This is a genomic window from Aeromonas sp. FDAARGOS 1417, from assembly GCF_019046985.1.
Classification (GTDB): Bacteria; Pseudomonadota; Gammaproteobacteria; order Enterobacterales; family Aeromonadaceae; genus Aeromonas; species Aeromonas veronii.
Window position 1 is genome coordinate 4,574,450 of sequence record NZ_CP077221.1, and the last position, 26,185, is coordinate 4,600,634.

Annotated in this window: 21 protein-coding genes; 13 read left to right on the forward strand and 8 right to left on the reverse strand. The window is 60.0% G+C overall.

Translation table 11 applies throughout. The annotated features are described in order from the left end of the window. Positions 1-50 precede the first annotated feature (50 nt). From I6L47_RS21285 to asnS, 3 genes are all read right to left on the reverse strand, one after another. A complete protein-coding gene (locus I6L47_RS21285; protein ID WP_005337916.1) occupies positions 51-1,394 on the reverse strand; it encodes an anaerobic C4-dicarboxylate transporter in 1,344 nt (447 codons plus the stop codon). A 374-nt stretch (positions 1,395-1,768) separates the two neighbouring features. After that, positions 1,769-2,524: an ABC transporter substrate-binding protein gene (locus I6L47_RS21290; RefSeq protein WP_129504358.1), complete on the reverse strand. Its 756-nt coding sequence runs from the start codon at positions 2,522-2,524 to the stop codon at positions 1,769-1,771. Positions 2,525-2,634: 110 nt separating this feature from the next. Continuing rightward, the gene (gene asnS, locus I6L47_RS21295; RefSeq protein WP_216948307.1) at positions 2,635-4,035 is read right to left on the reverse strand and encodes an asparagine--tRNA ligase; all 1,401 of its coding nucleotides are present in this window, start codon (positions 4,033-4,035) and stop codon (positions 2,635-2,637) included. Between the two features lie 200 nt (positions 4,036-4,235). Here asnS and I6L47_RS21300 point away from each other — a divergent pair, with 200 nt between their 5' ends. Beyond that, entirely contained in the window at positions 4,236-4,580 is a 345-nt protein-coding gene (locus I6L47_RS21300) for a hypothetical protein (protein ID WP_005359354.1), read from the forward strand. 9 nt (positions 4,581-4,589) lie between these two features. Here the strand turns inward: I6L47_RS21300 and I6L47_RS21305 are convergent, their stop codons facing one another. Together I6L47_RS21305 and bioA are read right to left on the reverse strand one after the other, a co-directional pair. After that, positions 4,590-5,402, reverse strand: a complete 813-nt coding sequence (locus tag I6L47_RS21305) for a HAMP domain-containing protein (RefSeq protein WP_216948308.1) — start codon at positions 5,400-5,402, stop codon at positions 4,590-4,592. 176 nt (positions 5,403-5,578) lie between these two features. Further along, positions 5,579-6,853 carry an adenosylmethionine--8-amino-7-oxononanoate transaminase gene (bioA, locus tag I6L47_RS21310; protein WP_216948309.1) on the reverse strand — a complete coding sequence of 425 codons (1,275 nt, stop codon included), beginning with the start codon at positions 6,851-6,853 and terminating at the stop codon, positions 5,579-5,581. Between the two features lie 193 nt (positions 6,854-7,046). Here bioA and bioB point away from each other — a divergent pair, with 193 nt between their 5' ends. The 5 genes from bioB to htpX all read left to right on the forward strand — a co-directional run bounded on the left by bioB (position 7,047) and on the right by htpX (position 11,860). After that, entirely contained in the window at positions 7,047-8,135 is a 1,089-nt protein-coding gene (gene bioB / locus I6L47_RS21315; protein ID WP_216948310.1) for a biotin synthase BioB, read from the forward strand. Beyond that, entirely contained in the window at positions 8,132-9,328 is a 1,197-nt protein-coding gene (gene bioF / locus I6L47_RS21320; RefSeq protein ID WP_216948311.1) for an 8-amino-7-oxononanoate synthase, read from the forward strand. Before bioB ends, bioF begins: the two co-directional genes overlap by 4 nt. Further along, complete coding sequence (gene bioC, locus I6L47_RS21325; protein WP_216948312.1) at positions 9,321-10,136, forward strand: malonyl-ACP O-methyltransferase BioC; 816 nt, start codon at positions 9,321-9,323, stop codon at positions 10,134-10,136. Before bioF ends, bioC begins: the two co-directional genes overlap by 8 nt. Before the next feature lie 60 nt (positions 10,137-10,196). After that, the gene (gene bioD / locus I6L47_RS21330; protein ID WP_005337893.1) at positions 10,197-10,874 is read left to right on the forward strand and encodes a dethiobiotin synthase; all 678 of its coding nucleotides are present in this window, start codon (positions 10,197-10,199) and stop codon (positions 10,872-10,874) included. A gap of 113 nt (positions 10,875-10,987) precedes the next feature. Continuing rightward, on the forward strand, positions 10,988-11,860 hold the full coding sequence (gene htpX / locus I6L47_RS21335; protein WP_005337890.1) for a protease HtpX: 873 nt from the start codon (positions 10,988-10,990) through the stop codon (positions 11,858-11,860). A 77-nt stretch (positions 11,861-11,937) separates the two neighbouring features. On the opposite strand, the gene I6L47_RS21340 is transcribed toward htpX, so the two are convergent. Both I6L47_RS21340 and I6L47_RS21345 read right to left on the reverse strand, forming a co-directional pair. Then, the gene (locus tag I6L47_RS21340) at positions 11,938-13,650 is read right to left on the reverse strand and encodes a methyl-accepting chemotaxis protein (protein WP_069527875.1); all 1,713 of its coding nucleotides are present in this window, start codon (positions 13,648-13,650) and stop codon (positions 11,938-11,940) included. Between the two features lie 222 nt (positions 13,651-13,872). Continuing rightward, positions 13,873-15,723, reverse strand: a complete 1,851-nt coding sequence (locus tag I6L47_RS21345; protein ID WP_216948313.1) for an MOSC N-terminal beta barrel domain-containing protein — start codon at positions 15,721-15,723, stop codon at positions 13,873-13,875. A 77-nt stretch (positions 15,724-15,800) separates the two neighbouring features. Between I6L47_RS21345 and I6L47_RS21350 the strand changes: the two genes are divergently transcribed. The 6 genes from I6L47_RS21350 (at position 15,801) to yciA (ending at position 24,975) form a co-directional block, all read left to right on the forward strand. Next, complete coding sequence (locus tag I6L47_RS21350) at positions 15,801-16,553, forward strand: ABC transporter substrate-binding protein (protein WP_120415265.1); 753 nt, start codon at positions 15,801-15,803, stop codon at positions 16,551-16,553. Positions 16,554-16,729: 176 nt separating this feature from the next. Beyond that, entirely contained in the window at positions 16,730-18,376 is a 1,647-nt protein-coding gene (locus I6L47_RS21355; RefSeq protein ID WP_216948314.1) for an NAD(P)-binding protein, read from the forward strand. Next, entirely contained in the window at positions 18,373-21,948 is a 3,576-nt protein-coding gene (nifJ, locus tag I6L47_RS21360; protein ID WP_216948315.1) for a pyruvate:ferredoxin (flavodoxin) oxidoreductase, read from the forward strand. The genes I6L47_RS21355 and nifJ overlap by 4 nt, the downstream gene beginning before the upstream one ends. A 237-nt stretch (positions 21,949-22,185) precedes the next feature. Further along, complete coding sequence (locus tag I6L47_RS21365) at positions 22,186-23,520, forward strand: P-loop NTPase fold protein (protein WP_216948316.1); 1,335 nt, start codon at positions 22,186-22,188, stop codon at positions 23,518-23,520. Between the two features lie 142 nt (positions 23,521-23,662). Further along, positions 23,663-24,511 (forward strand): NAD-dependent epimerase/dehydratase family protein, encoded by an 849-nt coding sequence (locus tag I6L47_RS21370; protein ID WP_216948317.1) that lies wholly within the window; start codon positions 23,663-23,665, stop codon positions 24,509-24,511. A 59-nt stretch (positions 24,512-24,570) separates the two neighbouring features. Then, entirely contained in the window at positions 24,571-24,975 is a 405-nt protein-coding gene (gene yciA / locus I6L47_RS21375; RefSeq protein WP_005337875.1) for an acyl-CoA thioester hydrolase YciA, read from the forward strand. On the opposite strand, the gene I6L47_RS21380 is transcribed toward yciA, so the two are convergent. Further along, positions 24,976-25,200, reverse strand: a complete 225-nt coding sequence (locus tag I6L47_RS21380) for a hypothetical protein (protein WP_005337874.1) — start codon at positions 25,198-25,200, stop codon at positions 24,976-24,978. It abuts the gene before it with no gap. Positions 25,201-25,307: 107 nt separating this feature from the next. Between I6L47_RS21380 and I6L47_RS21385 the strand changes: the two genes are divergently transcribed. After that, positions 25,308-26,153 carry an endonuclease/exonuclease/phosphatase family protein gene (locus tag I6L47_RS21385; RefSeq protein ID WP_005350508.1) on the forward strand — a complete coding sequence of 282 codons (846 nt, stop codon included), beginning with the start codon at positions 25,308-25,310 and terminating at the stop codon, positions 26,151-26,153. Positions 26,154-26,185: the final 32 nt, after the last annotated feature.

A 26,185-nucleotide genomic window follows, 5' to 3' on the forward strand; every position in this document is an offset into this window, starting at 1 on the left:
CCCCCGAAGCGGGGGCCTGTATTGCAATAGCGTGGTAAACGCCGCTGCGATTAGAGCAGGATGCTGGTGAGGATAAAGCCCAGCGAGCAGGAGGTCACCACCCCGATCAGCCCCGGAATGATGAAGCTGTGGTTGATGATGAACTTGCCGATGCGGGTGGTGCCGGAGCGGTCGAAACCGATACAGGCCAGATCGCTCGGGTAGGTCGGCAGCACGAAGTAGCCGTAGCTCGCCGGCAGGAAGGCGATCAGCAGCTTCGGCTCCACGCCCAGCGCCAGACCCATGGGGGCGATGGCGGTCAGGGCGGCGGCCTGGCTGTTTACCAGCTTGGAGATGAGGAACAGCACCAGGGCGTAGGTCCAGGGTTGGGCCTGTACCACATGGGCTAGAGTCTCTTTGAGCAGCGGCATGTGAGCCTGGAAGAAGGTCTCACTCATCCATGCCACCCCGAATACGGAGAAGATGGCGACCATGCCTGCCTTGAAGACGGCACCGTTGGCGATCTCGCCCGGTTTGACCTTGCAGCGCATCAGGATGATGGCACCGGCGATCAGCATCATCATCTGGATCACCAGGTTCATGGAGAGCGGGCCAGTTTTGTCCTTGATGGTGAACACCGGACGCAGACCTTCGTTGGCACCGAGCAATACCACGGCAGCGATGGCGGCGAAGAAGATCCAGGTAGACCAGTATGCCTCTTTCGGGAACTTGGTGTTGAGCAGAGTTTCACCACCGCCGTAGATGAAGGCACGCTGCTCCGGGTCTTTGATCTTGGCCTGGAACTCTTCATCCTTGTCCAGATCCTTGCCGCGACGCAGGCTCCACAGGGCCGCCACGATGACACCGGTCAGGGAGGAGGGGATGGCGATCATCAGGATGTCGAGCAGGCCGTAAGCCTGACCGATACCGTGACCGGCCGCCAGAATGGAGACCATGGAGACCACGGCAACGGAGACCGGGGAGGCGCAGATGGCCATCTGGGAGGCAACGGAGGCCACGGCCATCGGACGCTCGGGACGGATGTTCTTCTGCAGCGCAATGTCAGCGATGATGGGGAACATGGTGTAGACCACGTGGCCGGTACCGCACAGGAAGGTGAGGGTCCAGGTCGTGAGCGGCGCCAGGATAGTGATGTATTGCGGGTGACGGCGCAGCAGACGCTCGGCCACTTGCATCATCAGGTTGAGGCCACCGGCAGTCTGCAGGGTAGCGGCACAGCCGATCACCGCCAGAATGGTCAGCATTACCTGAACAGGCGGTTCGCCCGGCACCAGGCCGAAGACGAAGGTCAGCAGGAAGAGACCGATACCACTGATGAGACCGAGTCCCATGCCCCCAAAGCGGGTACCCAGCAGCAAGCAGCCGAGTACCACTAAAAATTCCATCAAGATCATTCCGTTACCTCGTGTGATTCAACCCATATTGCCGCGGGTAGCCTGAACCATGAATTGTCATTGTCTGTTTTATTTAGCCCAAAAGGGTTAGTTGCTATTCTGCTCCCCTGAAAAAGTGAAAAAATTGAGTTACTTCAATAACTCGATGAATTTTTGATTAAACCACTTAAAAACTACGTACTAACAAAAACATTATTTTTGTCACCAAGTGGTATCACTCGGGGCCAAGCCAGCGGGTGGTCATGGTGGCGGCACAGAGCGGCAGCAGGGCGGCAGGGGAGGGGCATAAAAAGGGCTCGATTGCGGCAGAAGAGGGTGAAAAAACCAGCGCTCAGGCTATTTATGCCAGCAAGGGCTGACTTCGGCGGGTTGGCTCACTTGGCCGCAGGTGCTTGCTGCAGATAGCGGCGCTGATAATCTTCGCTCAGCTTGGCAATATCGAGTCTGGCAATGGCCTGTGCCACCCGTTGTTGCAACGCCTGCTGATCGGGGTGAAACATGATGTGCAGGCTCTTGTGTTCGAGGATCTTCGGGTGAAATTGCAATCCGGAGCTGCTCAGCTTGCGATCATGGTTGATGAGCCAGTGAAAGACATCCCGATCGATCACCGCCAGATCGAGCCGGTCGCGCTGCAATTTGCGCAGGTTGAGCAGGTCGGAATCGACGGCGGCAGTGTTGAGGCGCTTGCTGGCCATCAGGGCATCGAATTCACGGGTGTTGACGTATCCCTCCACTACGCCGATCCGGTAGGGGGCGAGATCCGTGAGCTGCTGCCAGGGGATGGGGGGGCCTGAGCGCTGCGCCATGCCCAGCACGCTGTCGCCCACGCTGGGGGAGCTGCGCCACAGGGTGGGCAGGGTATCGGAGAGGTACTCGGGAAAATAGCCGCTATAAGGCTGGGTCGGGTCGGCCGCCAGCCGTACCGCCCGCTGCCAGGGATAGAAGTCGAACGTCACCTCCAGTCCCGCTTCGGCAAAGGCGCGTTTGACGATATGACCGGTGAGGCCGCCATCGGGCAGGCTCTGGCTGGTGTAGGGGGGCCACTCCAGGGTGGTCAGACGAACGGGCTCGGCCCACAGTTGAACAGGCATGCAGGACAGCAATAGCGAGAGCAGCAGGCGATATCCCATAGGCGACGAGTTCCTTGTGCCGGTTGATCCTGAGTATCACCCATAACGGTGACAATAAAAAAGCCGACCCACAGGTCGGCTTTTGCAATGCAGTGGCAAGATGCCGCTGATCAGAACTCGGCGGTACGCGGAGTACGCGGGAACGGGATCACGTCGCGGACGTTGCCCATGCCGGTCACGTATACAACCAGACGCTCGAAGCCCAGACCGAAGCCGGAGTGCGGCACGGTACCGAAGCGACGCAGGTCGCGATACCACCAGTAATCTTCCTTGTTCAGGCCCATCTCGGCCAGGCGGGCATCCAGCACGTCCAGACGCTCTTCACGCTGGGAACCACCGATGATCTCGCCGATGCCCGGTGCCAGTACGTCCATCGCGGCAACGGTCTTGCCGTCGTCGTTGAGGCGCATGTAGAAGGCCTTGATATCTTTCGGGTAGTTCTTCACCACCACCGGAGACTTGAAGTGCTCCTCGGCCAGATAGCGCTCGTGCTCGGAGGAGAGATCGATACCCCAGGAGACCGGGAACTCGAACTTCTTGCCGCAGTTTTTCAGCACTTCGATGGCGTCGGTGTAGTCGATCTGGGCGAAGTCGGAGGAGACGAAACGCTCCAGACGGCCGATGGCATCCTTGTCCACGTGCTGGGCGAAGAACTCCAGATCGTCGCGACGCTCGGTCAGTACGGCGTTGAAGACATACTTCAGCATGGCTTCGGCCAGTGCGGCGTTATCTTCCAGATCGTTGAAGGCCACTTCCGGCTCAACCATCCAGAACTCGGCCAGGTGGCGGCTGGTGTTGGAGTTTTCAGCGCGGAAGGTCGGGCCGAAGGTGTAGACCTTGGAGAGTGCGCAGGCATAGGTTTCGGCGTTCAGCTGGCCGGATACGGTCAGGAAAGCCTCTTTGCCGAAGAAATCTTCGTTGTAGTCCACCTTGCCGGCGTCGGTGCGCGGCAGGTTTTCCATGTCCAGAGTGGAGACGCGGAACATCTCGCCGGCACCTTCGGTGTCAGAGGCGGTGATGAGCGGGGTCGCAACCCAGAGGAAACCCTCTTCGTGGAAGAAGCGGTGGATGGCTTGCGCCAGGCAGTGACGAACGCGGGTCACGGCGCCAACGATGTTGGTGCGCGGGCGCAGGTGGGCCTGTTCACGCAGGTATTCGATGCTGTGGCGCTTGGCGGCCATCGGGTAGGTGTCCGGATCTTCGACCCAGCCGACTACCTTCACCTTGGTCGCCTGCAGTTCGAAAGCCTGGCCGCTGCCCTGAGAGGCGGCAACCACGCCGGTCACTTCCACGGAGCAGGCAGTGGTCAGACGCAGCACTTCATTCTCGTAATTGGCCAGGGTATTGGGGACAACTGCCTGTACCGGATGGAAACAGGAGCCATCGGAAATGGCCAAAAATGAGATCCCCGCCTTGGAATCACGGCGAGTCCGGATCCACCCTTTGACAGTATGGGTGGTGCCGACCGGATACTTACCGGCCAGCACATCTACTACGGATGCGTGCGTCATCGAAATATTGTCTCCAGCTTGTTCTTGCAGCGCTATTTGCAACACTAGGGAGTCTGGCCCGGGCACAGATGGCCCACCATGGCAGACTAAGCCGTCAATCTTACCCGCGCGGGTTTGATAAACAAGCAAAAATGTCGGACTCTGGTGGGGTTTTCGGCATGGTTCACTCAACAAGAGTGTCACGGGCGCAGGAGAGGTGGGTGAAAGATCGGCGGCATGGGCCAGATTGGCTGACACGGGTGTTGCAGGGGCTGGTGATGCTCTGCTGGGGCGGCTTTATCGTGCTGCTCTCCCTTTACCACTATGCCCGGCCCGAAATTGCCTACGGTTTTCTGGTCTATGGCGGGATCGAGGTGCGCGATTATTGGGACCCGGCCCTTACCCCCTGGCTGGTCTACGGGCTCTGGAGCTGCTGCGCCCTGACGCTGGCGGTGTTGCTGCTGGAGCGCAAGCGCAGCCGCCGTCAGGATGACTCCCGGCATGTCAATCTGGCCATCCTGCTATTGGTGCTGATCGCCAGCTTGCTCTTCTACTACGTCGGTTAAGCGTTCGTCTTAGCGGGGCTGATCCGGCTCCTGCCTGCTGGCCTTGGTGCGCTTGCCGAGCTGGCGCTCCACGCTGTCGAGCATCTGGTTGTAGGCCACCGCCACCCGGCCAATCTCGTCGCCGTCATCCCCCTCCAGCCGGTGGCCGAAGTCGTGCAAGTCGGTGGCCTCTTCCATGGAGCGGGTCAACTGGTTGAGAGGGCGCACGATCCAGGTGCGGATGACCCAGAGGGTCAGCAGCAGTCCCATCCCGAAGATGCCGGTGAGAATGAGCGCCGAGGTGAGAATATTCTGCTCGACCCGGGTAAACAGCGAATCGAGGGAGTAGTCAAAGCGCACCGCCCCTAACACAGTGTTCTCCGGCACCAGATGACAGCTGGTGCAGTCGGTGCCGCGAAAATCCTTCTTGGCCAGCAGCGGTCGGGTGACCACCAGACGGCTGTGCATGCCGTTGTGCACCACCTCCAGGCTCCCTTTGCTCGCCAGAGCCAGCTCATCAAACTCATCTTTTACCTGCTCTGTCTCCCGTCCCGGCCCGAACTGTTTGCTCACCGCATCGCCACGAACGATGCGGGCATCCTCCACATGGGCGTGGTCGAGAAACTTGCCGCGCAGGGTATCGCGGGCATCCATCTTGCCGGTCAGCATCAGCATGTTGAGGCCGTCGAAATAGGCTTCGGTCTGCTCGCGGCTCTGCTCCTTGATGAGGGTCAGGATGAGATCGCGCTCGCGCACCGCCTGATAGGCTGCGGAGAAGACCAGTACCATGGAGAAGATGAAGAGCAGGAAAAAGTTGATTTTGGCAGCAATGGAGAGGCGCATGAGCAGTCTTTCTTGATGGTAAAACCGCAGCAGTTTACCCCTCTTGGGGCCTCAGGTCTGGTGTTTTGCTCACATTACGGCAAGTGAAACTGCACTGAAGTGGATAAAGTTGCCCTCTTTATATATCAAATGCCGGTAGTCAAACGGGCGGCAGCGATGGCCGCCCGCTGCATGCATTAAAACTCGCCTTCGGCGATGGCCTGACGGATGGCGCCGGTCAATACCCGCAGCTCTTCAGGGGTGATGACGAACGGAGGCATCAGGTAGACCAGCTTGCCAAAGGGGCGGATCCAGGCGCCCAGTTCGACAAATTTGCGCTGGATGCGCGCCACATCCACCCGCTCTTTCATCTCCACCACCCCGATGGCGCCGAGCACCCGCACATCCGCGACCGCCGGGTGCAGGGTCAGCTCCACCAGCTCGGTACGCAGCTGATGCTCGATGGCGCGCACCCGCTCCTGCCACGGTGAGGCCAGCAGCAGATCGATGGAGGCGTTGGCCACCGCGCAGGCGAGCGGGTTGCCCATAAAGGTGGGGCCGTGCATAAAAACGCCCGCCTTGCCGTCACAGATGGTGCGGGCGACATGCTCGGTGGTCAGGGTCGCCGAGAGGGTGAGGTAGCCGCCGGTAAGCGCCTTGCCCAGACACATGATGTCGGGGCTGATCCCCGCCCAGTCGCATGCAAACAGCTGGCCGGTGCGGCCAAAGCCGGTGGCAATCTCGTCAGCAATCAGCAGCACGCCGAACTCGTCGCACAGGGCGCGCACCCACTGCAGGTAGCGGGGGTGATAGAAGCGCATGCCGCCAGCGCCCTGTACTATGGGCTCAAGCACGATGGCGGCGATCTCCTCGTGATGATCCGCCATGAGTGTCGCCAGCTCCACCACGCACTGCTCATCCCACTCGGCGTGGAAGCGACAGCTGGGCGCATCGACAAAATAGTGTTCCGGCAGGAATCCCTTGTAGAGCTCATGCATGCCGCCATCGGGATCGCAGACGCTCATGGCGCCAAACGTGTCGCCGTGATAGCCGCTACGCAGGGCGACAAACTTGGCTCTGGGCGTCCCCTTGGCGTGCCAGTACTGCTGGGCCATCTTGAGTGCCACTTCCACTGCCACCGAGCCGGAATCCGCCAGAAATACCCGATCAAGCCCCTTCGGAGTGATCTCCACCAGCTTGCGGCAGAGCTCAACCGCCGGAGCGTGGGTGAGGCCGCCAAACATCACGTGGGACATCTTGCCGAGCTGGGCGGTGGCGGCGGCGTCCAGCTCCGGCACCTGATAGCCGTGCACGCAAGCCCACCAGGAGCTCATGCCATCCACCAGTTCACGGCCGTCGCTGAGAGTGATCTTCACCCCTTTGGCGCTGGCTACTTCATAGCAGGGCAGGGGGTGAGTGAGGGAGGTATAGGGGTGCCAGATGTGGTGCAGGTCGAACTCTTGGTTGGTCATTTTATATTCTGTTGTCAATTGATTTGATCTGGTCGGTGTTGACAGTCTACGCGTGCTCTCTACACTAGCCAACAATTTCAGCCACTTGGCACTGCGCCTCACCCTGAGCGCGCAGGCCCGGCGGCGGGTTTTGTGGCCGTCCATCCCAAGATGGCGGGCGCAGGATCCCACTAATAACAACCGGAAGCCATGTATGAATGCTCTCACCGTGGGCGGTCACGCCCTTCGTCATGACTGGACCCTCGCCGAGGTTCAGGCCCTGTTTGCCCTGCCATTCAACGATCTGCTGTTTCAGGCCCAGACCGTCCACCGCGCCCACTTTGACCCGAACGAAGTGCAGGTGAGCACTTTGCTCTCCATCAAGACCGGCGCCTGTCCGGAAGATTGCAAATACTGCCCCCAGAGCGCCCGTTACCACACCGGGCTTGAGGCCGAGCGGCTGATGGAGGTGGAAAAGGTGCTGGAGCGGGCCCGCGAAGCGAAGGCCAACGGCTCGTCACGCTTTTGCATGGGGGCCGCCTGGCGCAATCCCAAAGAGAAGGACATGCCCTACATCATCCGGATGATTGAGGAGGTGCGCGGGCTCGGTATGGAGACCTGCATGACGCTGGGGATGCTCACCGCCGATCAGGCGGTACGTCTTGGCGCTGCGGGGCTCGATTACTACAACCACAACCTCGACACCTCGCCGGAGTTTTACGGCGAGATCATCTCCACCCGCACCTATCAGGACAGGCTCGATACCCTGGAGCATGTGCGCAGTGCGGGCATGAAGGTCTGCTCTGGCGGCATCGTCGGCATGGGTGAGCAGGCCAAAGACCGTGCGGGACTCTTGATGGCGCTCGCCAACCTGCCGCGGCACCCGGAGAGTGTGCCCATCAACATGCTGGTCAAGGTGAAGGGAACGCCGCTGGAGAACGAGGAGAACCTCGATCCATTCGAATTTATCCGCACCATCGCCGTGGCGCGGATCATGATGCCCGCCTCCCATGTGCGCCTCTCAGCCGGGCGGGAGAAGATGAACGAGCAGATGCAGGCGATGTGCTTTATGGCGGGGGCCAACTCCATTTTCTATGGCTGCAAGTTGCTGACCACCCCCAACCCGGACGAAAACAGCGATATGCAGCTGTTCAAGCGGCTCGGCATTCGCCCCGCCCAGCGGGCCCAGAAGCCGGATCAGGTTCAAGAAGAGGAGCTGCTGGCCGAGGTGAGCCGCCAGAGCGAACCTGCCGAAATGTTTTATGACGCCACCCGCCCCCGTGCTGGGGCCGCTAGGTCATGAAGGGCCCTGCAGTAACGGGCCCCTTTGGGTTGAGCGCGGCGCTGGCCGGGCGCGAGCAGGTGGGTCTGCTGCGCAACCGCATCGCGACCGACGGGGCGAGTGGCGGGCGGCTCAAGGTTGCGGGGCGCGACTACCTCAACTTTTCCGCCAACGACTATCTGGGACTGGCAGATCACGGCGCCATCAAGGCCGCCTTCAACGCGGGGATTGAGCGCTATGGTGCGGGCGCCGGTGCCTCGCCACTGGTGACCGGTTACAGTCATGCCCACCAACAGCTTGAGGAGACCCTGGCCGAGTGGCTCGGAGTGGAGGCGGTGCTGCTGTTCAACTGCGGTTTTTCCGCCAATCAGGCGGTGCTCAAAGCCCTGCTCGGCAAGGAACATCTGCTGTGGCAGGACAAACTCAACCACGCCTCCCTGCAGGAGATGGGCAGCCAGCTCCCCTGCAAGATGAAGCGCTTTGCCCACAACGATATGGCGGCCCTTGAACGGCAGCTTGAGCCAAATCGCGGACTGATTGTCTCGGAAGGGGTGTTCAGCATGGACGGGGATCAGGCCACCTGGGGTGAGCTCGCAACCCTCGCCGCCCGGAGCGGCAACTGGCTGATGATCGACGATGCCCATGGTCTTGGTGTGCTGGGATCCGAGGGGCGCGGCACCCTGGCGGCGCAGGGGGTTGCTCCTGCCAGCGTACACATCCAGATGGGCACTTTTGGCAAGGCGCTCGGGGTTGCCGGTGCCTTTGTCGGCGGCAGTCGCGAACTGGTGGAGTATCTGGTCAACTTCGCTCGCCACTATGTCTACAGCACCCATATGCCCGCCGCGCAGGCTTGCGCGGTCAGCAAGAGCATCGAACTGGTGCGCGCGGCTGATGAGTCCCGCGCCCATCTTGGCCAGCTGATCGCTCGCTTCCGGCAAGGGGCACAGGCGTTGGGTTGGCAACTGGGGGCGAGCGACACCCCGATCCAGCCGCTGCTGGTGGGGGAGAGCAGTGTTGCCCTGCAACTGGCTGAACGGCTGCGGGAGCGCGGCGTCTGGGTGAGCGCCATCCGCCCGCCCACGGTGCCAGTCGGTACGGCCCGGCTGCGCATTACCCTGAGCGCGGCTCACCGCGAGCAGGATGTGGATCGCTTGCTCGATGCCTTGGGGGTCTGCCCTGCAGTTACAACGCTTGGGGAGGCTCACTATGGCTGAGCGTTTTCAAACGGTCGACAAGGCGCAGCTTGCTCGCCGTTTCGGCGCCGCCGCTCGTCATTACGATGCCCACGCCCGTTTTCAGCAGGAGGTGGGGCAGGCGCTGCTGGAATGGATGCCAGACAGGCTGGTTGGCACTGATCTGACGGTGAGTGGGCTGGATCTGGGCTGCGGCACCGGCTTTTTCTTGCCCCAACTGGCGAACCGTTGTCACCAGCTGGTGGGGCTGGATCTCGCCCCCGGCATGCTGGCGCAGGCCGCCTTGCGTGGCAGCGGTGCTCGCCTGCTCTGCGGCGATGCGGAGCAGCTTCCTTTCGCCGATAACGCGTTCGACTGGATTTTCTCCAGTCTGGCGCTGCAGTGGTGCGAGCGTCCGGCCCAGGCTTTCGGCGAGCTGCTGCGGGTGGTCAAACCGGGCGGCCAGATCTTTTTCTCGACCCTGCTCGATGAGTCGCTCTGGCAGTTGCGAGCCGCCTGGCAGCAGCTTGATTGTCGCGCCCATGTCAATCGCTTCCTCAGCCTGCCACAATTGGAGCAGGCGCTGGCGAGCGCCGGGGTATCTGCTCCCGAGCTGCGTTGTATCACTTGGGATCTCGCCTATCTTGAATTGCCGCAGTTGTTGCGCGATCTCAAGGGGATTGGGGCCAATCAGGTCAATGACAATCAGGGGAGTGCCGCCCCGGCCGGTCTGAGTGGTCGCGCCAGATTGCAGCAGCTGGCTCAGGCGTATGAGGCGTTTCGCCAGCCCGATGGCAGGCTGGTCGCCAGTTATCGGGTGTGCCTCGGCCGCCTCAGCAAGCCTCGCTGAGCGCCGGGAATCGCAGTGTGTGCAGGGCAGTGTGCCACTCCCTGCCAAGGAGAGAACCGTATGAAATCATTCTTTATCACCGGCACCGATACCGATGTGGGCAAGACGCTGGTGGCGCGCACCCTGCTGCGCGAATTCAGCGCACAGGGAATCAAGTGCGCGGGTTACAAGCCGGTCTCGGCCGGATGTGCCCGCACCCCGGACGGGCTGCGCAACCTGGATGCCGTTCTGTTGCAGGAGGCGGCGAGTCTGCCGCTGCCCTATGAGGTGGTCAATCCGTTCGCCTATGAGCCGCCGATTGCGCCCCACATCGCCGCCAGCGAGGCGCGCCAGCCTATCACCATGCAGGGGTTGAGCGAGGGGCTACGCAAGATTGAACAGGCCGGGGCCGAACTGGCGGTAGTGGAAGGGGCGGGGGGCTGGTATCTGCCGCTCGATCGCAAGCATCTGCTGTCGGACTGGGTCAAGCAGGAGAACATGGCGGTGATCATGGTGGTGGGGGCCAAGCTGGGTTGCCTCAACCATGCGCTGCTCACCTTTGCCGCCATTCGCAATGATCAGTTGCCGGTAGCGGGGTGGGTAATTAATCGGCTCCATGGTTCCATGAGCCATTATCAGGAAAATCTGGACACCCTGAGGGGCTTGCTGCCAGCCCCCTTCCTCGGCGAAATTCCGTTTATAAACAATCCGCTTGAAGCCGATTTGCAGGGGCGTCTCGATATCTCGCCGCTACTTTGACGGCATATTCAGCGAACATTCATCGAATCTCCCTAGAATGTCGACATTAACATGATCAGGTGGGGATCCCGAGTGATCCCCGGTCATGTCCCTTATCTTCACAAGGAGTCTATATGAAGCGAATTATGCTATTCCTGGTGACCAACCTGGCCGTCATGCTGGTGCTGGGGGTGGTACTCAATATCCTGTTCTCGGTTCTGGGGATCAACAAGTCCAGCATTTCCGGGCTGTTGGTGTTCTGTGCCGTGTTCGGTTTTGGGGGTTCCTTTATCTCCTTGCTGATGTCCAAGTGGATGGCCAAGCGCAGCTATGGCGTCCAGGTCATCGAGCAACCCCGTAACGAGACCGAGCACTGGCTGGTGAGTACTGTGGCCCGTCAGGCCCGCGAAGCGGGTATCAAGATGCCGGAAGTGGGGATCTACGACTCTCCCGAGATGAACGCCTTTGCGACCGGCGCCCGCCGCGATGATTCGCTGGTGGCGGTCTCCTCCGGCCTGCTCTACAGCATGAGCCGTGACGAGGCGGAAGCTGTACTGGCCCACGAGGTTAGCCACGTGGCCAATGGCGACATGGTGACCCTGACCCTGATCCAGGGTGTAGTGAACACCTTCGTGATGTTCTTCGCCCGTATCGTGGCTGGCGTGATCAGCAACTTCTTCAGCTCCAACAACGAGGAAGAGAGCAGCAGCACCGGCGGTTTTGCTTACATGATCACCGTGTTCGTGCTGGAGATGCTGTTCGGTATTCTGGCCTCTATCATCGTCATGTGGTTCAGCCGTCAGCGTGAGTTCCGTGCCGATGCCGGTGCCGCCAAGCTGGCCGGTCGCGACAAGATGATTGCCGCCCTTGAGCGCCTCTCCCGCGGTGCCGAGCCGCAGCTGGAAGGCTCCATGATGGCCTTTGGCATCAACGGCAAGCGCTCCATGAGCGAGCTGTTCATGAGCCACCCGCCCATCGAGCAGCGTATCGCCGCCCTGCGTGGTTGATAGATACTGAATGACGTGGGATCACCCCGAATAAAAAACGGCTGCCTTCGGGCAGCCGTTTTGCTTTTCAGCGTTCTTTAAAGCTTGAAGTGTCCCATCTCCTGGCGCAGTACCCGTGACAGCTGCTTGAGCTTGGCCGCCTCTTGGGACACGTGGCGGGCGGCATCCCCCGATTGCTCGGAGAGGGAGGTGATGTTGCCGACGGTAGAGACCACCTCGTTGGCTGCGGTGGACTGCTCGCGCAGGGTGTGGCTGATCTCCCCCATCAGGCCGGTGAGGTTGGAGGCGTGGCTCTGGATGCTGGCGATCGCCTCGCCGGTCTGGTTGGCCAGCGTGACCCCACGGGAGACGTTGTTGACCGTGTTCTCCATGCTGCGAATGGAGGCATCCGCCCCGCTCTGGATCTTGCTGATCATCCCGGTGATCTGCTGGGTTGAGGCTGCCGAGCGACTGGCCAGATTGCGCACCTCGTCGGCCACCACCGCAAAGCCGCGACCCTGTTCACCGGCCCGCGCTGCCTCGATGGCCGCGTTGAGAGCCAGCAGGTTGGTCTGATCGGCGATGCCGCGGATCACCCCGATGATCTCCGAAATCTGCTGGGTATGGCCGTTGAGCTCGGAGATGGTGCTGGCCGCATCCCCCACAGTGGTGGAGATATTCTCGATGCTGCCGAGAGTCTCTTTAATGACCCCCGAACCCTCCTCCAGGGTATTGGCGGAGACCTTGCTCAGCTCGTCGGCATGGGTGGCGTTGTCGGAGAGGTGGCTGATGCTCACTACCAGCTCCTCGATGGCGGCGGCCATGGTCTGGGTGCTGGTTTGCTGATCGGTGGCAAACTGGGCAGTCTGCTCGGCGATCTGGGCGATGCTGTCAGCAGAGTGGGACAGCTCCTCGGTGGAGTGAGAGACCTTGGCGATGATCCCCTTGAGGGTGGTCTGCATACCGCCGAGAAGACCGATCAGGCTCTCTTTCGATCCTGGCGGCACCTTGATGGGGCGCGAGAAGTCCCCTTCCGCCATCATATGGAGGTCGGTCTTGAGCTGCTCGACCGAGGTGCCCACCAGATCGAGCAGGGAGCGATAGGTGCGCCAGAGGAAGAACATCAACACCAGACCGAGGGCGATAAAGAGATAGCGCAGCATGTCGGTATTGGCGATGGCGCTCTCGACTGCCTCATGGTTGCGCTGCTCCATCATCACGTAGAAGTCATCGATGGGGGACATGATGCGCCCCTTGTTCTGGTGATAGGCCTTGTCATGCATCATGGCGATGGCTTTTTGCTGGTTGGCAACCGGGTCGCCATCGGTCTGCTGCACCAGTTTGAAGGCGGCGACCTCGGTGTTGACCAGGGCATCCGAGTTGTTTTTGGCCTCGTTCAGTTTGGCGAGCTCACCGTCGGTGAAACCGGCATCCTTCATCAGGTCGATCAGGCCACGGCGAACATTGCTGTCGGGGCGGGGATTCTGGCCGTTGGCGGCGACAAAGTCCCAGTAGATACGGTTGTAGCCATCCGGCCTCGGCTGTTCGCCGTTGCGAATGGCCAGGATCCGCATGTACTGCTGCTCGTAGGCTGGATCCTTGGTGATGACATAGGTGCGCCCGAGTCGGGTCAGATCATCGGAGGATTGGCGCAGTTCGTCGGCCAGCAGGTAGGAGACATATTGTTGTCGATAACTCTCTTCCAGTTGTTTACCCGCCCAGCTGTAGGCGAAAAACACCAGTGACAGCAGGATCAGGGTGATGACGGATAGCAGCAGGTTGAGCTGAAAGGCGGGCTTGTTCTGTTCCATGGTATGGGCGTCCTTTCCCTATGGCTGAGTGTCGTATGGAGCATCGCCAAGTCAATGGCTGGCAAGGCTTTTTGCTCTGAGAGTATAGGAAGGGAAACTCACTGATGAAGGCCGTGGGGACAAATTAAGGGCGGGTCAGGTGAACAAGTGTGGATAAAGATGACCGGGGTCAATTCCCCGGTCATCTGGGTTGGCGTGAATTAATGTGGCCCGATCACCCGATCATAGGATTTCAAGGTCGGTAAGCGGCACGGCGCAGCAGGCAAGGATCTTGCCCTCTGCCCGCTCGGCGGCGGTGATGGCGGGGGCGTCGGGGTGATCCACCTCGCCCGAGATCAGCGTCTGTTTGCAACTGCCGCAGATGCCGGCGCGGCAGCTCCAGGGCAGCTCTACACCTTGCTTGTTGGCCTGATCCAGCACAGTGCCCTGATTGTTGCCGGCAAAGGCTTGGACGCCGATACGCAGTTGCACCGCCTGATGGGGGCGAGCCACCGAGAGAATCGCGCCGCCAAAACTCTCCTGTTTGATCCGTGCGGCTGGAACGCCGAGGGCTGCCACTTTCGCCGCCGCATCGGCCATAAAGCCGTGGGGGCCGCAGATAAAGACCTCTTTCCCGGCCAATCCTTTGACCAGTTGCAGATGCTCATCATTGAGTCGCCCTTGCAGCCCCTGCCAGTGATTGTCCGGCTGGCTCAGGATAATGGTGAGGGTCATCCCCTGCTGCGCCATGGCGTGCAGTTCGCTAGCGGCGGGAATGTCCGCTTCGCTGCGGCACAGGTGCATAAAGTGAACCTCTTCCAGCTCCCCGCGTAGCGCCAGGGTGCGGGCTATCGCCAGCATGGGGGTGACGCCGGAGCCTGCGGAGAGCAACAGGAGGTTGTGCTCGGACCCTAAGTGAAACTCACCAGCAGGGTTGGCGGCCAGCAGCCGATCACCCACCTGCAACTGCTGGTGCAGCCAGTGGGAGATGCGGCCACCCTCCACCTTTTTGACGCTGATGCCGTAACGCTCCGGGTGATCCGGCGTAGAGCTCAGGGTATAGCGCCGCTGGATCCGCTCGTTTTTGATATCGAGACTGATGGGCAGATGCTGGCCCGGCAGGTAGTCGGGCAGAGGCTCGCCATCGGCGGCTTCGAACCAGAAGGTCTCCAGATCCCGCGCCAGCGGTTCGCGGGCCACGCAGACCAGCTCCCGCTTCTTCGGCGCGGCGGCGGGATAGACGACCGGACGGGTGCGCTCCAGCACCTCGATCTCGCTGCCTGCCTCAATCCAGCCCTCGTTCAGGGCCACTAGATTCTGGCCGAAGTAGACCTCGCCATCCTCGCCACGGCGGTAGCGGGTGAGGGTGGCCAGCGGCTCTTTCAGGGCGTTGAAGCGATCGGTGCCTGCTTCCACCGTGGTCATGATGCAGCGGCTGCAGGGCTTGACCACCTTGAATTCCACCTCGCCGATGCGGATGCGCACCCAGCTGTCCTCCTCGAAGGGCTGGGTATTGCTTGCCACCAGATTGGTGCGGAATTGGCTCATCTGGTGCAGCGCATCGGAGCGCAGATTGAGATCCTCAAGGGAAGCCTGGCTTATCAGCAGCAGCGGATAACCGTCGGCAAAGCTGACCCGGGTGCCGGTCTTTTCACGAAAGCGATCAGAGGTTTCACCCAGCCAGAGCAGTTGCACCGTCTCCCCTGCCACCCGGCTTAGCCAGCCATCGGCTTTGGGGTCAGTGTGCAGGGCGGTGAAACGGTCGCTCCAGACTCCGGTAGCTTGCGGGGTGCGGCTGAAGTCGACCTCTTGCAGGGTGAGCGGTTCAAAGCCCGGATAGCGCAGTTGCAAGCCCCCTTCGATGGGGGTGGCCACAACCTGTTGCAGTTGGGGATGGGTTCGGGCGGTGATAAAGGTGCCGTCCGGTTTGACCACCATGTAGCGGCGATCCCCTGCCAGTCCCTCTTCGGTCACCCGGGCGAGAGCCAGCGGCATACCTGCAGTCGATTTGATGGGGTAGAGGTGAATGCTGTCTAGCCTGGGCATCTTCATATCCTTGTGACGCGGCGTGATCGCCTGGAAAAAGGGGAACATAACGGTTCCCCGCCGATCCGGCAATCCTTTCAAGGGGGCGGTCTATAGTTGGGAAAAGAGAACAAGAGGGCATCGGGATGAAAATAAGCTGGTTGCTGGCGGGGAGCCTTTTTTGCCACGGGCTCTGGGCGCAGGAGCTGACCTTGACCACGGGAGAGTATCCCCCTTACTGCTCCGAGACGCTGAAATATCAGGGGCTTATCCCCCATGTGGTGAGCGAGGCATTCAAGAGTGAAGGGGTGAGCGTCAAGTTTCAGTTTTTGCCCTGGAAGCGGGCCTTTCGCTTGTCGGAGGAGGGGGTGGTGGATGGCACAGTCCACTGGTATGAGTCGAGCGAGCGGCGCAAAACCCATCTCTACAGCGATCCCATCCTGAGCGAGACCTACGTCTGGTTCTATCTCAAGTCCGATCCGCTGGAATGGCGCAGCTATCAGGATCTGGCGGATCGCAAGCTGGCTGCGGTCAGTGGCTATACCTACAATGCAGATTTTTTTGCAGCCATCGCGCAGGTGCCGCTGCAGGTGCAGTTCGTCACCCGGCTGCGCCAGAGCTTTGATCTGCTGCTCTCCGGCCGCGCGGACCTGACCCTGGAGAACATCGATGTCGGCTACTACTCCCTGCGTCAGTTCTACCCGGCCAGCACGGTCGATCTCTTTGCAACCCATTCAAAACCCGTGATGAAAGTTGAAGGTCACTTGTTGATCAGCCGCAAGCGTGCCAACGCTGACGAGCTGATCAAAACCTTCAATCGGGGGCTCGCCAAACTGAAAGCCAGCGGTCAGCTGGAGAAGATGTTACTTGAGTCACGTTCTGGTCTCTATGAACCATAAAGTGCAACATTTTTTGATCCTGATTCGCTAATCAGTACAAAAAAGCGGCCATTATCGACCCAGTTCCCAGTTTCTAACGCTTTCGCTTCTTCCCCATCCGGCCACCGTCCGCTTCGGCTACACGGTATCAAGCGCCATCGGGTGGGGCCTGTCACACAAAAAGAAGAAAGCAATGTATGAGCAAACAACTGGACATGACCCCATTGCCGGATCTCTCCCTGAAAACGGGAACAGGCCCGGTGCGTACCCGGCTACCCGTCTGGCGGCCGGCCCTGCCACCCTGCAATCACGCCTGCCCGGCCGGAGAAAATATCCAGGCCTGGCTCTCTTTGGCGCAGGCCGGTCGTTTTGAGGCGGCCTGGCAGACCCTGATCGAAGAGAACCCCTTGCCCGCCATTCATGGCCGGGTCTGCTACCACCCCTGCGAGAGTGCCTGCAACCGCGGTCAGGTGGATGAATCCGTCTCCATCCACGCCATCGAGCGCTTCCTCGGCGACGAGGCGCTGGCCCGTGGTTGGCAGCCTGCGCCACCTGCCCCTGCCAGCGGCAAGAAGGTGCTGGTCATAGGCGCTGGTCCCTCCGGCCTCTCCTGCGCCTGGCATCTCAACCGGCTCGGTCATCAGGTGGAGATCCGCGAGGCCGGGCCGCTTGCTGGCGGCATGCTGCGCTTCGGTATTCCCGCTTACCGTCTGCCCCGCGACGTGCTGGATCGGGAGGTGGCTCGCATCGTGGCGGCTGGGGTGACCCTGACTCTCAACCACAAGGTGGAGGATGTGCTGCGCGAGCGCGACGAGGGGGGCTTTGATGCCGTCTTTATGGCCATCGGCGCCCATCTGGCCAAGCGGGTCGATATTCCGGCCCGGGAAGCGGGCAAGATCCTCGATGCGGTGAGTTTCCTCGAACAGGCCAGTCTGGCCGAAGAGCAGGGCTTGCCGCCACCCAAACTGGGACGACGGGTAGCCATCTACGGCGGTGGCAACACCGCCATGGACGCGGCCCGCACCGCCCGCCGCCTCGGGGTCGAGGAGGCGATGATCATCTACCGCCGCGACCGGGATCATATGCCTGCCCACGCCTTTGAAGCCGACGAGGCCGAGGAGGAGGGGATCAAGATCAACTGGCTGCGCAGCATCCGCCAGCTCGATAGCACCAATATCGAAGTGGAGGTGATGGCGCTGGATGCCGAGGGCAAGCCGGTGCCCACCGGCAAGTTTGAAACTCTCGAAGCGGACTCCCTTATTCTGGCGCTCGGTCAGGAGGTTGATTTGAGCGTGCTGGAGAGCATTCCCGGCGTGCGGGTCAACAAGGAGGGAGTGGTGCAGGTGGCGGGTAACCTGATGACGGATGTGCCAGGTCTGTTTGCGGGCGGCGACATGGTGCCCTCCGAGCGCACCGTCACCATCGCCACCGGCCATGGCAAGAAGGCGGCACGCCATATGGATGCCTGGCTGCGCGGTCGCCACTATCAGAAGATGGTCTCTTACCCGCTGGTGGGGCCGGAGCAGTTGCAACTCTGGTTCCAGACCCACGCGCCCGCCAGCAGTCAGCCGGTCAAACCGGCGTGGGCGCGGGATGACTTTGGCGAGATCATCGGCGGGCTGGATGAGGTGGCCGCCCGTTACGAGGCGGCGCGCTGCTACTCCTGCGGCAACTGCTTCGAGTGTGACGGCTGCTATGGCAGCTGCCCCGAGCAGGCCATCGCCAAGCTGGGGCCGGGCAAGGGGTATCAGGTGGATGCCGAGCGCTGCACCGGCTGCGGTGCCTGTCATGACCAGTGCCCTTGTCACGCCATCGAGCTGCGCCAACCGGAGGAGTCCCAATGAAACATGAACTGATCATGGTTGACGGCAACGAAGCCGCGGCCCGGGTGGCCTACCAGCTGAGTGAAGTGTGTGCCATCTACCCGATTACCCCGAGCTCGACCATGGCCGAGCTGGCCGATGCCTGGGCGGCAGAAGGGCAGACCAACCTGTGGGGCAACATCCCCACCGTGGTAGAGATGCAGAGCGAAGGAGGAGCAGCCGGCACGGTACACGGCGCCCTGCAGGCAGGGGCGCTCGCCACCACCTTCACCGCCAGTCAGGGGCTGATGCTGATGCTGCCCAACATGTACAAGATTGCCGGTGAACTGACTTCGGCGGTGTTCCATGTGGCGGCCCGCTCGCTGGCGGCGCAGGGGCTGTCGATCTTTGGCGACCATCAGGATGTGATGGCGGCGCGCAGCACCGGCTTTGCCATGCTCGCCTCCGGCTCGGTGCAGGAGGCGCAGGACCTGGCCTTGGTCGCCCACAGCGTCACCCTGCAGTGCCGGGTGCCCTTTATCCACTTTTTCGACGGTTTTCGCACCTCCCACGAGGTGAACAAGATCACCGCCCTGCATCGGGATGAAATTCGCGCCCTTATCGACAACGACTGGGTGCGGGCTCACCGTGCGCGGGCGCTCAACCCGGATCATCCGGTGATGCGCGGCACGGCCCAGAACCCGGATACCTATTTCCAGTCCCGCGAGAGCGTCAACCCCTTCTACGAAGCGGTGCCGGCGCGGGTGCAGCAGTGCATGGATAACCTGGGCGAGCTGACCGGTCGTCACTATCGGCTGGTGGAGTATCACGGTGCGCCCGATGCCACCGACGTCATCGTGCTGATGGGCTCGGGGGCGGCCACTGCCCGCACCACCGTGGATTGGCTCAACCGGCAGGATCGCAAGACCGGGGTGCTGGTCATTCGCCTCTATCGCCCCTTCCCGGTGCAGGCGCTGCTGGATGCGCTACCGCAGAGTGTGCGTCGCATGGCGGTGCTGGACCGCACCAAGGAGCCGGGGGCGGGCGGCGAGCCGCTGCTGCTGGATGTGCAGAGCGCGCTGATCGACGGCTTGCAGCGCGGTCTTATCAAGCGGTTGCCCTGGCTCAGTGGCGGTCGCTACGGCCTCTCTTCCAAGGAGTTCACCCCCGCCATGTGCGCGGCGGTGTTCGAGGAGCTGGCATCCGATGCGCCGCGCCCCCGCTTTACCGTGGGGATTGTCGATGATGTGTCGGGCCTCAGTCTGGCCTGGCACCCCATCGGCGATCTGGAGCCCGCCAGTCGGGTACGGGCGCTCTTCTTCGGCCTCGGCGCCGACGGCACAGTCGGCGCCAACAAGAACAGCATCAAGATCATCGGCGAGCTGGAGGGGTTCCACGCCCAGGGTTACTTCGTCTACGACTCCAAGAAGTCGGGCTCGCGCACCGTCTCCCACTTGCGCTTTGGCCCAGAGCCCATCGACGCCCCCTGGCTTATCGAGCAGGCGAGCTTTATCGGCTGCCACCAGTGGGGCTTTGTCGAGTCGGTAGACCTGCTGGAGCACGCCGCCGAAGGGGCGACCCTGCTGCTCAACGCCCCCTATGAGGCTGACAAGGTGTGGGGCCAGCTGCCCGAGCGGCTGCGCGCCCGTATCCGTGCCCTCAATATCCAGCTCTACTGCATCGATGGCGATCGGGTGGCCGAGCAAAACGGCATGGGCAATCGCATCAACACCATCATGCAGACCTGCTTCTTCGCCCTGGCCGGGGTGTTGCCACGGGACGAGGCCATTGCGCTTATCAAGGAGAGCATCGAGAAGAGTTATGCCCGCAAGGGACCCGAGGTGGTGGCGCGCAACTTCGCGGCGGTGGACGACACCCTGGCCCACCTCCATCAGGTGGCGATCCCGGCCGGTGAGGAGCAGATCAGCGACTATCCGTTGCCACTGGCACCGGGTGGCAGCGAGTTTGTCCAGCGCGTCACTGGCGAGATGCTGGCGGGGCGCGGCGATCTTATTCCGGTCTCCATGCTGCCGGTGGATGGCACTTACCCCACTGCCACCAGTCGCTTCGAGAAGCGGGATATCGCCCGCGAGATCCCGATCTGGCATTCGGATATCTGCATCCAGTGCGGCAACTGCGTCTTTGTCTGCCCCCACGCGGCGCTGCGGGCCAAGTTCTACCATCAGGACTGGCTGGCGACCGCCCCCGAGGCGGCCCAGTCGGTGCCCGTCACTGCCAAGGGCTTCCCCGACAGCCGCTACACCCTGCAACTCTATCCGGAGGATTGCACCGGCTGCGGCCAATGCGTGCAGGCCTGTCCGGTGCGGGCAGGAGCAGATGAGGAACACGAGGGCGAGCGCGCCATCACCATGATGGATAAGGCGCCCCATCTGGCTGGCCAGAAGCAGGCGTTGCGCTGGTTCGAGAGCCTGCCCTGGCCTGCCCGCGAGCGGGTGGATTTCTCCACGGTGCGCGGTGCCCAGTTCCTCGAACCCCTGTTCGAGTTCTCCGGCGCCTGCGCCGGTTGTGGCGAGACACCGTATCTCAAGCTGCTGACCCAGCTGTTTGGCGATCGCATGCTGGTAGCCAACGCCACCGGTTGCTCCTCCATCTATGGCGGCAACCTGCCGACCACGCCGTGGGCCAAGAATAGCGAAGGGAAGGGGCCAGCCTGGTCCAACTCCCTGTTCGAGGACAACGCCGAGTTTGGCTTTGGTTTTCGTCTCACCGCCGATCAGCATCACGGTCAGGCGGTGGCGGCCCTCGAAGCGATGAAGGGGGAGCTGGGCGCCGAGCTGGTCGATACCCTGATTAGCGCCCCGCAGCGGCTGGAGTCGGAGATCCGTGCCCAGCGCACCCGGGTCGCGCAAGTGCGGGAGCGGCTGGAAGAGGTGAAATCCGGCAAGGCCCGCGAGCTGCTCTCCTTGATTGATCAGCTGGTGCGCCGCTCGGTCTGGATCATCGGCGGCGATGGCTGGGCCTATGACATCGGCTCGGCGGGGCTAGACCATGTGCTCGCCTCCGGCCGCGATGTGAACGTGCTGGTGATGGATACCGAGGTCTACTCCAACACTGGCGGTCAGATGTCGAAATCGACCCCGCTCGGCGCCGTCGCCAAGTTCGCTGCGGGGGGCAAGACACTGGCCAAGAAGGATGTGGCGTTGCAGGCCATCTCCTACGGCAACGTCTATGTTGCCCGCATCGCCTTTGGTGCCAATCCGCAGCAGGCGCTGCAAGCCTTGCGCGAGGCGGAAGCCTATCCGGGCCCGTCGCTGATCATCGCCTACAGCCACTGCATCGCCCACGGCATCGACATGGAGTTTGGCCTGACCCAGCAAAAACGCGCCGTGGCCTCCGGTCACTGGCCGCTGATGCGCTACAACCCGGTACTGCGACAAGCGGGGCAGAACCCCTTCAGTCTCGACAGCCTGCGTCCCTCCATCCCCCTTGCCGAATACCGCCAGGAGGAGACCCGTTATCGGGTGCTGGCCCAGAGCCATCCGGAGGAGGCCGAACGGCTGATGCAGGTAGCGCAAAAAGTGGCGTGGCAGAAGTGGGCCACCTACGAGGAGATGGCCACCCGTGAGGCCAGCCATTTCCATCCGCCGGTGTGAGAATGGGTGAGTGAAATATAACCAAGCGGGCCATTGGCCCGCTTTTATGTATTGGAAATGCACTAATTGCTCACAGGGAAAACGCATTTTGTTCGATGAAAAGTACCGTTACAGAATAATCAAGACATTGATTCAAATAACAAAACTATTGATATGTAAGCCCCAAGTGGGCATCATACACTCATAAAAACTTTTAATTTATCTATTCTATAAATAAGATTTTATTTGGGTGAAGTTATGAAATTAACAGTTCCAGAATTAAAAATTAATGATGATGAAGGATTTTCAGCAGAAAAAGATTTGTTTAATAGGAAAGAGTTTGGTGATCGGCTATATAATTTGATAATGAATTCTGATGAGAATTTGGTACTTGCCTTGGATGCTCAGTGGGGTGAAGGCAAAAGCACATTTATAAGAATGTGGTCTGGTGAAAATAAATATAAGCAAAAACCACCTCTTGAAACAATATATTTTGATGCATTTGAAAATGATTATCAAAAAGAACCTTTCTTGGCTCTCGCTTCGGAAATATATGAGTTGCTAGAGGACAAGGCTGAAAGTAAGAAAGTAGAGTTCAAGCAAAAAGCAGCTCAGGTTTTTAAAACTTTTAGTAGAGGCATGATTAAAACTGGCATTAGGCTAGGTACTGCTGGTCTAATTGATGGTTCGATGCTCGATCAGGCTGAAAATGATATTTCTACATTGGTCTCTGAACAAGTAGATTCAGTTATTGCTTCCAAGTTTGAGAGTTCTAAAGCAGATAAATTAGCATTGAGCAATTTCAGAGAGTTTTTATCAGATATAGCGATCAATCATACACCTGGAAAACGCATAGTTTTTGTTGTTGATGAGCTCGATCGTTGCAGACCTGATTTTGCATTAGATCTACTAGAAAATATTAAACACTTATTTTCAGTATCAGGTATCACATTCTTGCTTGTTATGAATAGAAAGCAATTGGAGGAGTCTGTCAAGTGCCGATATGGTAATGGAATTGACTCCGTTACATATTTACAGAAGTTTATTAATGTTTGGCTATCTCTCCCTCGTGTATCCAGTAAAAGTAATCAAGATGATGGTGTCAAATATCTAAAAAAAGTTTTTAACTCGATGAGTGAAGGGGATGGTGTCAATAATGTGGAAGTGATACAAATACTACAGTCCATTGTTAGGCATTTAAAGCCATCATTACGCGATATAGAGAGAATTTTAACTTATTTCGCAATCATAGATAATTCTAGTGATGATTCCATGAGTGATTTCTATCAAAATATAATGGCGACAGTTTGTTTTTTGAAGGCGGTTAATCCAAGGTTGTTGGATGAAGTAGTTAGTAAGCGAGCAAGCACCCAAGAATTATTGGATTTCCTTCAAATATCAAAAGGTTCAAATTACTTAGCAGACGATACTATTAAGCATCTGGCTGCAGTAGTAGAGTTTGATCTTGCTTCGGAAGAAAGCCGAGCATTAATGCAGAGAACTAGAACGATAGAGTTTAGATTCGGGATCCCACCTAGTCAGATTTTTAACTATTTTTATCAACTTCTTAATAATATTCAGCCAGCGCGATGAGTTACATAATGAGTGATTCATTATATGTCATGGAGTGTATTTTTTAGAAGAAAATGGCTTTAGGCATATGTAGCCAAGGCTTCCTTTTCCTACCAAGGCAGGTAAGCTGCGGGGCAAATAGCGTCAAGCAGGAGAAGGGACGATGACAGAGCAACATTTCGCCGGGACGATCGGCATTCTGGGGGCGGGGTGGCTGGGGCTGCCGCTGGCGCGGGCCTTGCTGGCGGCAGGCAAGCCGGTGGCGGTGACGGTCAGCAGCGCCGAGAAGGCGGCCCGTCTGCAGGGGGAGGGGATCGCTGCCCATCCGCTGACCATCTCTGCCAACATGGGCTCTGCCGAGATGCCCGTTGCTGATCAACAAGCGCCGTGGCCCATCCCCTGCGAATCGTTGGTTATCTGCGTACCGCCCAGCAAGACCGATGACTACCCGCACGCGGTGGCAAAGGCCTGCGCGTTGGCCAAAGCGAATGGCACCCGGCGGGTATTGTTTGTCAGCGCTACCTCGGTGTGGGGCGCGGGGCAGCAGGAGGGTGAACAGCCCCAACCGCGCCATGCCCGTGGCGAGCGGATGCTTGCGGCGGAGCAGGCGGTGCTGGCGGCCGCTTTCGAGACGGTGATGATAGTGCGCCCCTCCGGCCTTTATGGCCCGGATCGCCATCCCGGTCGTTTCCTGGCGGGCAAGACGCTGGATGGCGGCGCCCAGTCGGTCAATCTGGTCCATCTGGAAGATGTGGTGGCGGCTTGCATGCTGCTGCTGGAGCGGGGCAAGGACGGAGATGTTTTCAACCTGAGCGCGCCTGTGCATCCGCGCCGCGAGCAGTTCTACCCCTTTGCGGCGCGTCAGCAGGGGCTGCCTGCGCCGGTCTTTATCGAGCCTGCCGGTGAATTTCAGCCCATCGACGGTCAGCTGATTTGCCAGCAGATGGGATTCAACTATCGCTGGCCCGATCCGGCCCACTGGTTTGCCGAGCTCGCCGCCTCGGGCAATTGAGGTTTGCCAAGGGGGTGATCGCCCCCTATCATGCCGCCATCCATGAGAAAGAGGCGGTAATGATGGTAGATACAAAACGTCACCCCGATGGGGAGTTGTTGCTGAGAACCCTGGCAATGCCAGCCGATACCAACCCCAATGGCGACATCTTTGGTGGCTGGATCATGTCCCAGATGGATATAGGTGGGGGCATTATGGCCAAGGAGCTGGCAAAAGGACGTATTTGTACCGTATCCGTCGAAGGCATGACCTTTCACAGTCCGGTCAAGGTGGGCGATGTGGTCTGCTGCTACGGCCGCTGCATGAAGATCGGCCGCAGCTCCATGAAGCTCAAGCTGGAGGTGTGGGTCAAGCCGGTACTGCGGGAAAACGATGCCCAGCGTTACTGTGTGACCGAGGGGATCTTCACCTATGTCGCCATCGACGAACAGGGCAAATCCCGCCCGGTTCCGGTGAGTGCCTGATTAAATCAGCCGGGCATTGATGATGGATATTTCCTGCTCAAGCCCGGTTTTTTGCCGTATCATGCGTTCCAGCATCTCTTCCGAGCCCACATATTGCAGGGTGTCAAACAGGCAGAGATCGCATTGAGGGTCCCGTCTTATCTGGTAGACGGTGGCCAGCTCCACTTGATGACAATTTCCTTGTTGATCATAAAACGTCACGTTGTACCGAAGTTCTTTCGCCATGAGACAAGGTCCTTCTGGTTGGGTGGAACAGGGACTATCAGCTTAGTCGGCGTGGATGACGTTTGTGATGGTCGCAACAAAAAGCAAAGGCGGGCGGTTGTTAGCCAATGAAAAATAGTTATCGCATTCTTGGCACCTCCCTGCTGACCCTGGGGTTGGTGGGCTGTTTTGAGGTGCCGGATCAGAACCATCTGGTCACAGCTCAAGGGATTGTGCCGGGACTCGACTGCCAGCGTCCGCCGCTGGTCGCGTTGGCGACTACGGCGCTGCCCCGTGAGTTCGGGGTGACGGTGTGGAATCTCTACAAGGGCCAGCGCAAGAACTGGCGTGAAGGGATGGACAGTTATGCCAAGGGGCAGGATCTGGTGCTGCTGCAAGAGTCGGCCACCCGTCCCGATATGCTCGACTGGCTGCGCGCCGGTGATTTCCAGTGGCAACAGCTGCAAGCCTTCACCCAGGGCGGCGTGTCGTTCGGGGTGATGACGGTGGCCAAGACCCCGCAGGCGTTCGTCTGTGGCGTGCGCTCCCCCGAGCCCTTGCTGCGCATCCCCAAATCCGGGCTGGTGAGCCTCTATCCGCTGCAGGGCGATCCTGATGGCGTGATGGTCATCAATATCCATGCGGTCAATTTCGAGCTGGGGATGGCCACCTTCCGCGAGCAGCTCAACGATTTGACTGCCTTGGTGCGCCGCCATCAGGGGCCGGTGATCCTGGCCGGTGATTTCAACACCTGGAGCGACAAGCGTCAGTTCTGGTTAAGCAAATTGGTGGACGAGCTGGGTCTGCAAGAGGCCGTGCCGGTGCCTGACTTGCGCCGCACCGCCTTCGGTCGCCCGCTGGATCACCTCTACTACCGCAATCTGGACCTGGTTGAGGTGAGTTCACCGGCGACCGACAGTTCGGATCACAACCCCATCATTGCGCGCTTTGCCGCCCAGTCTGTGACTCCCTGATCGGGGATGATGTGTGCGTGTTGCCCATAAAA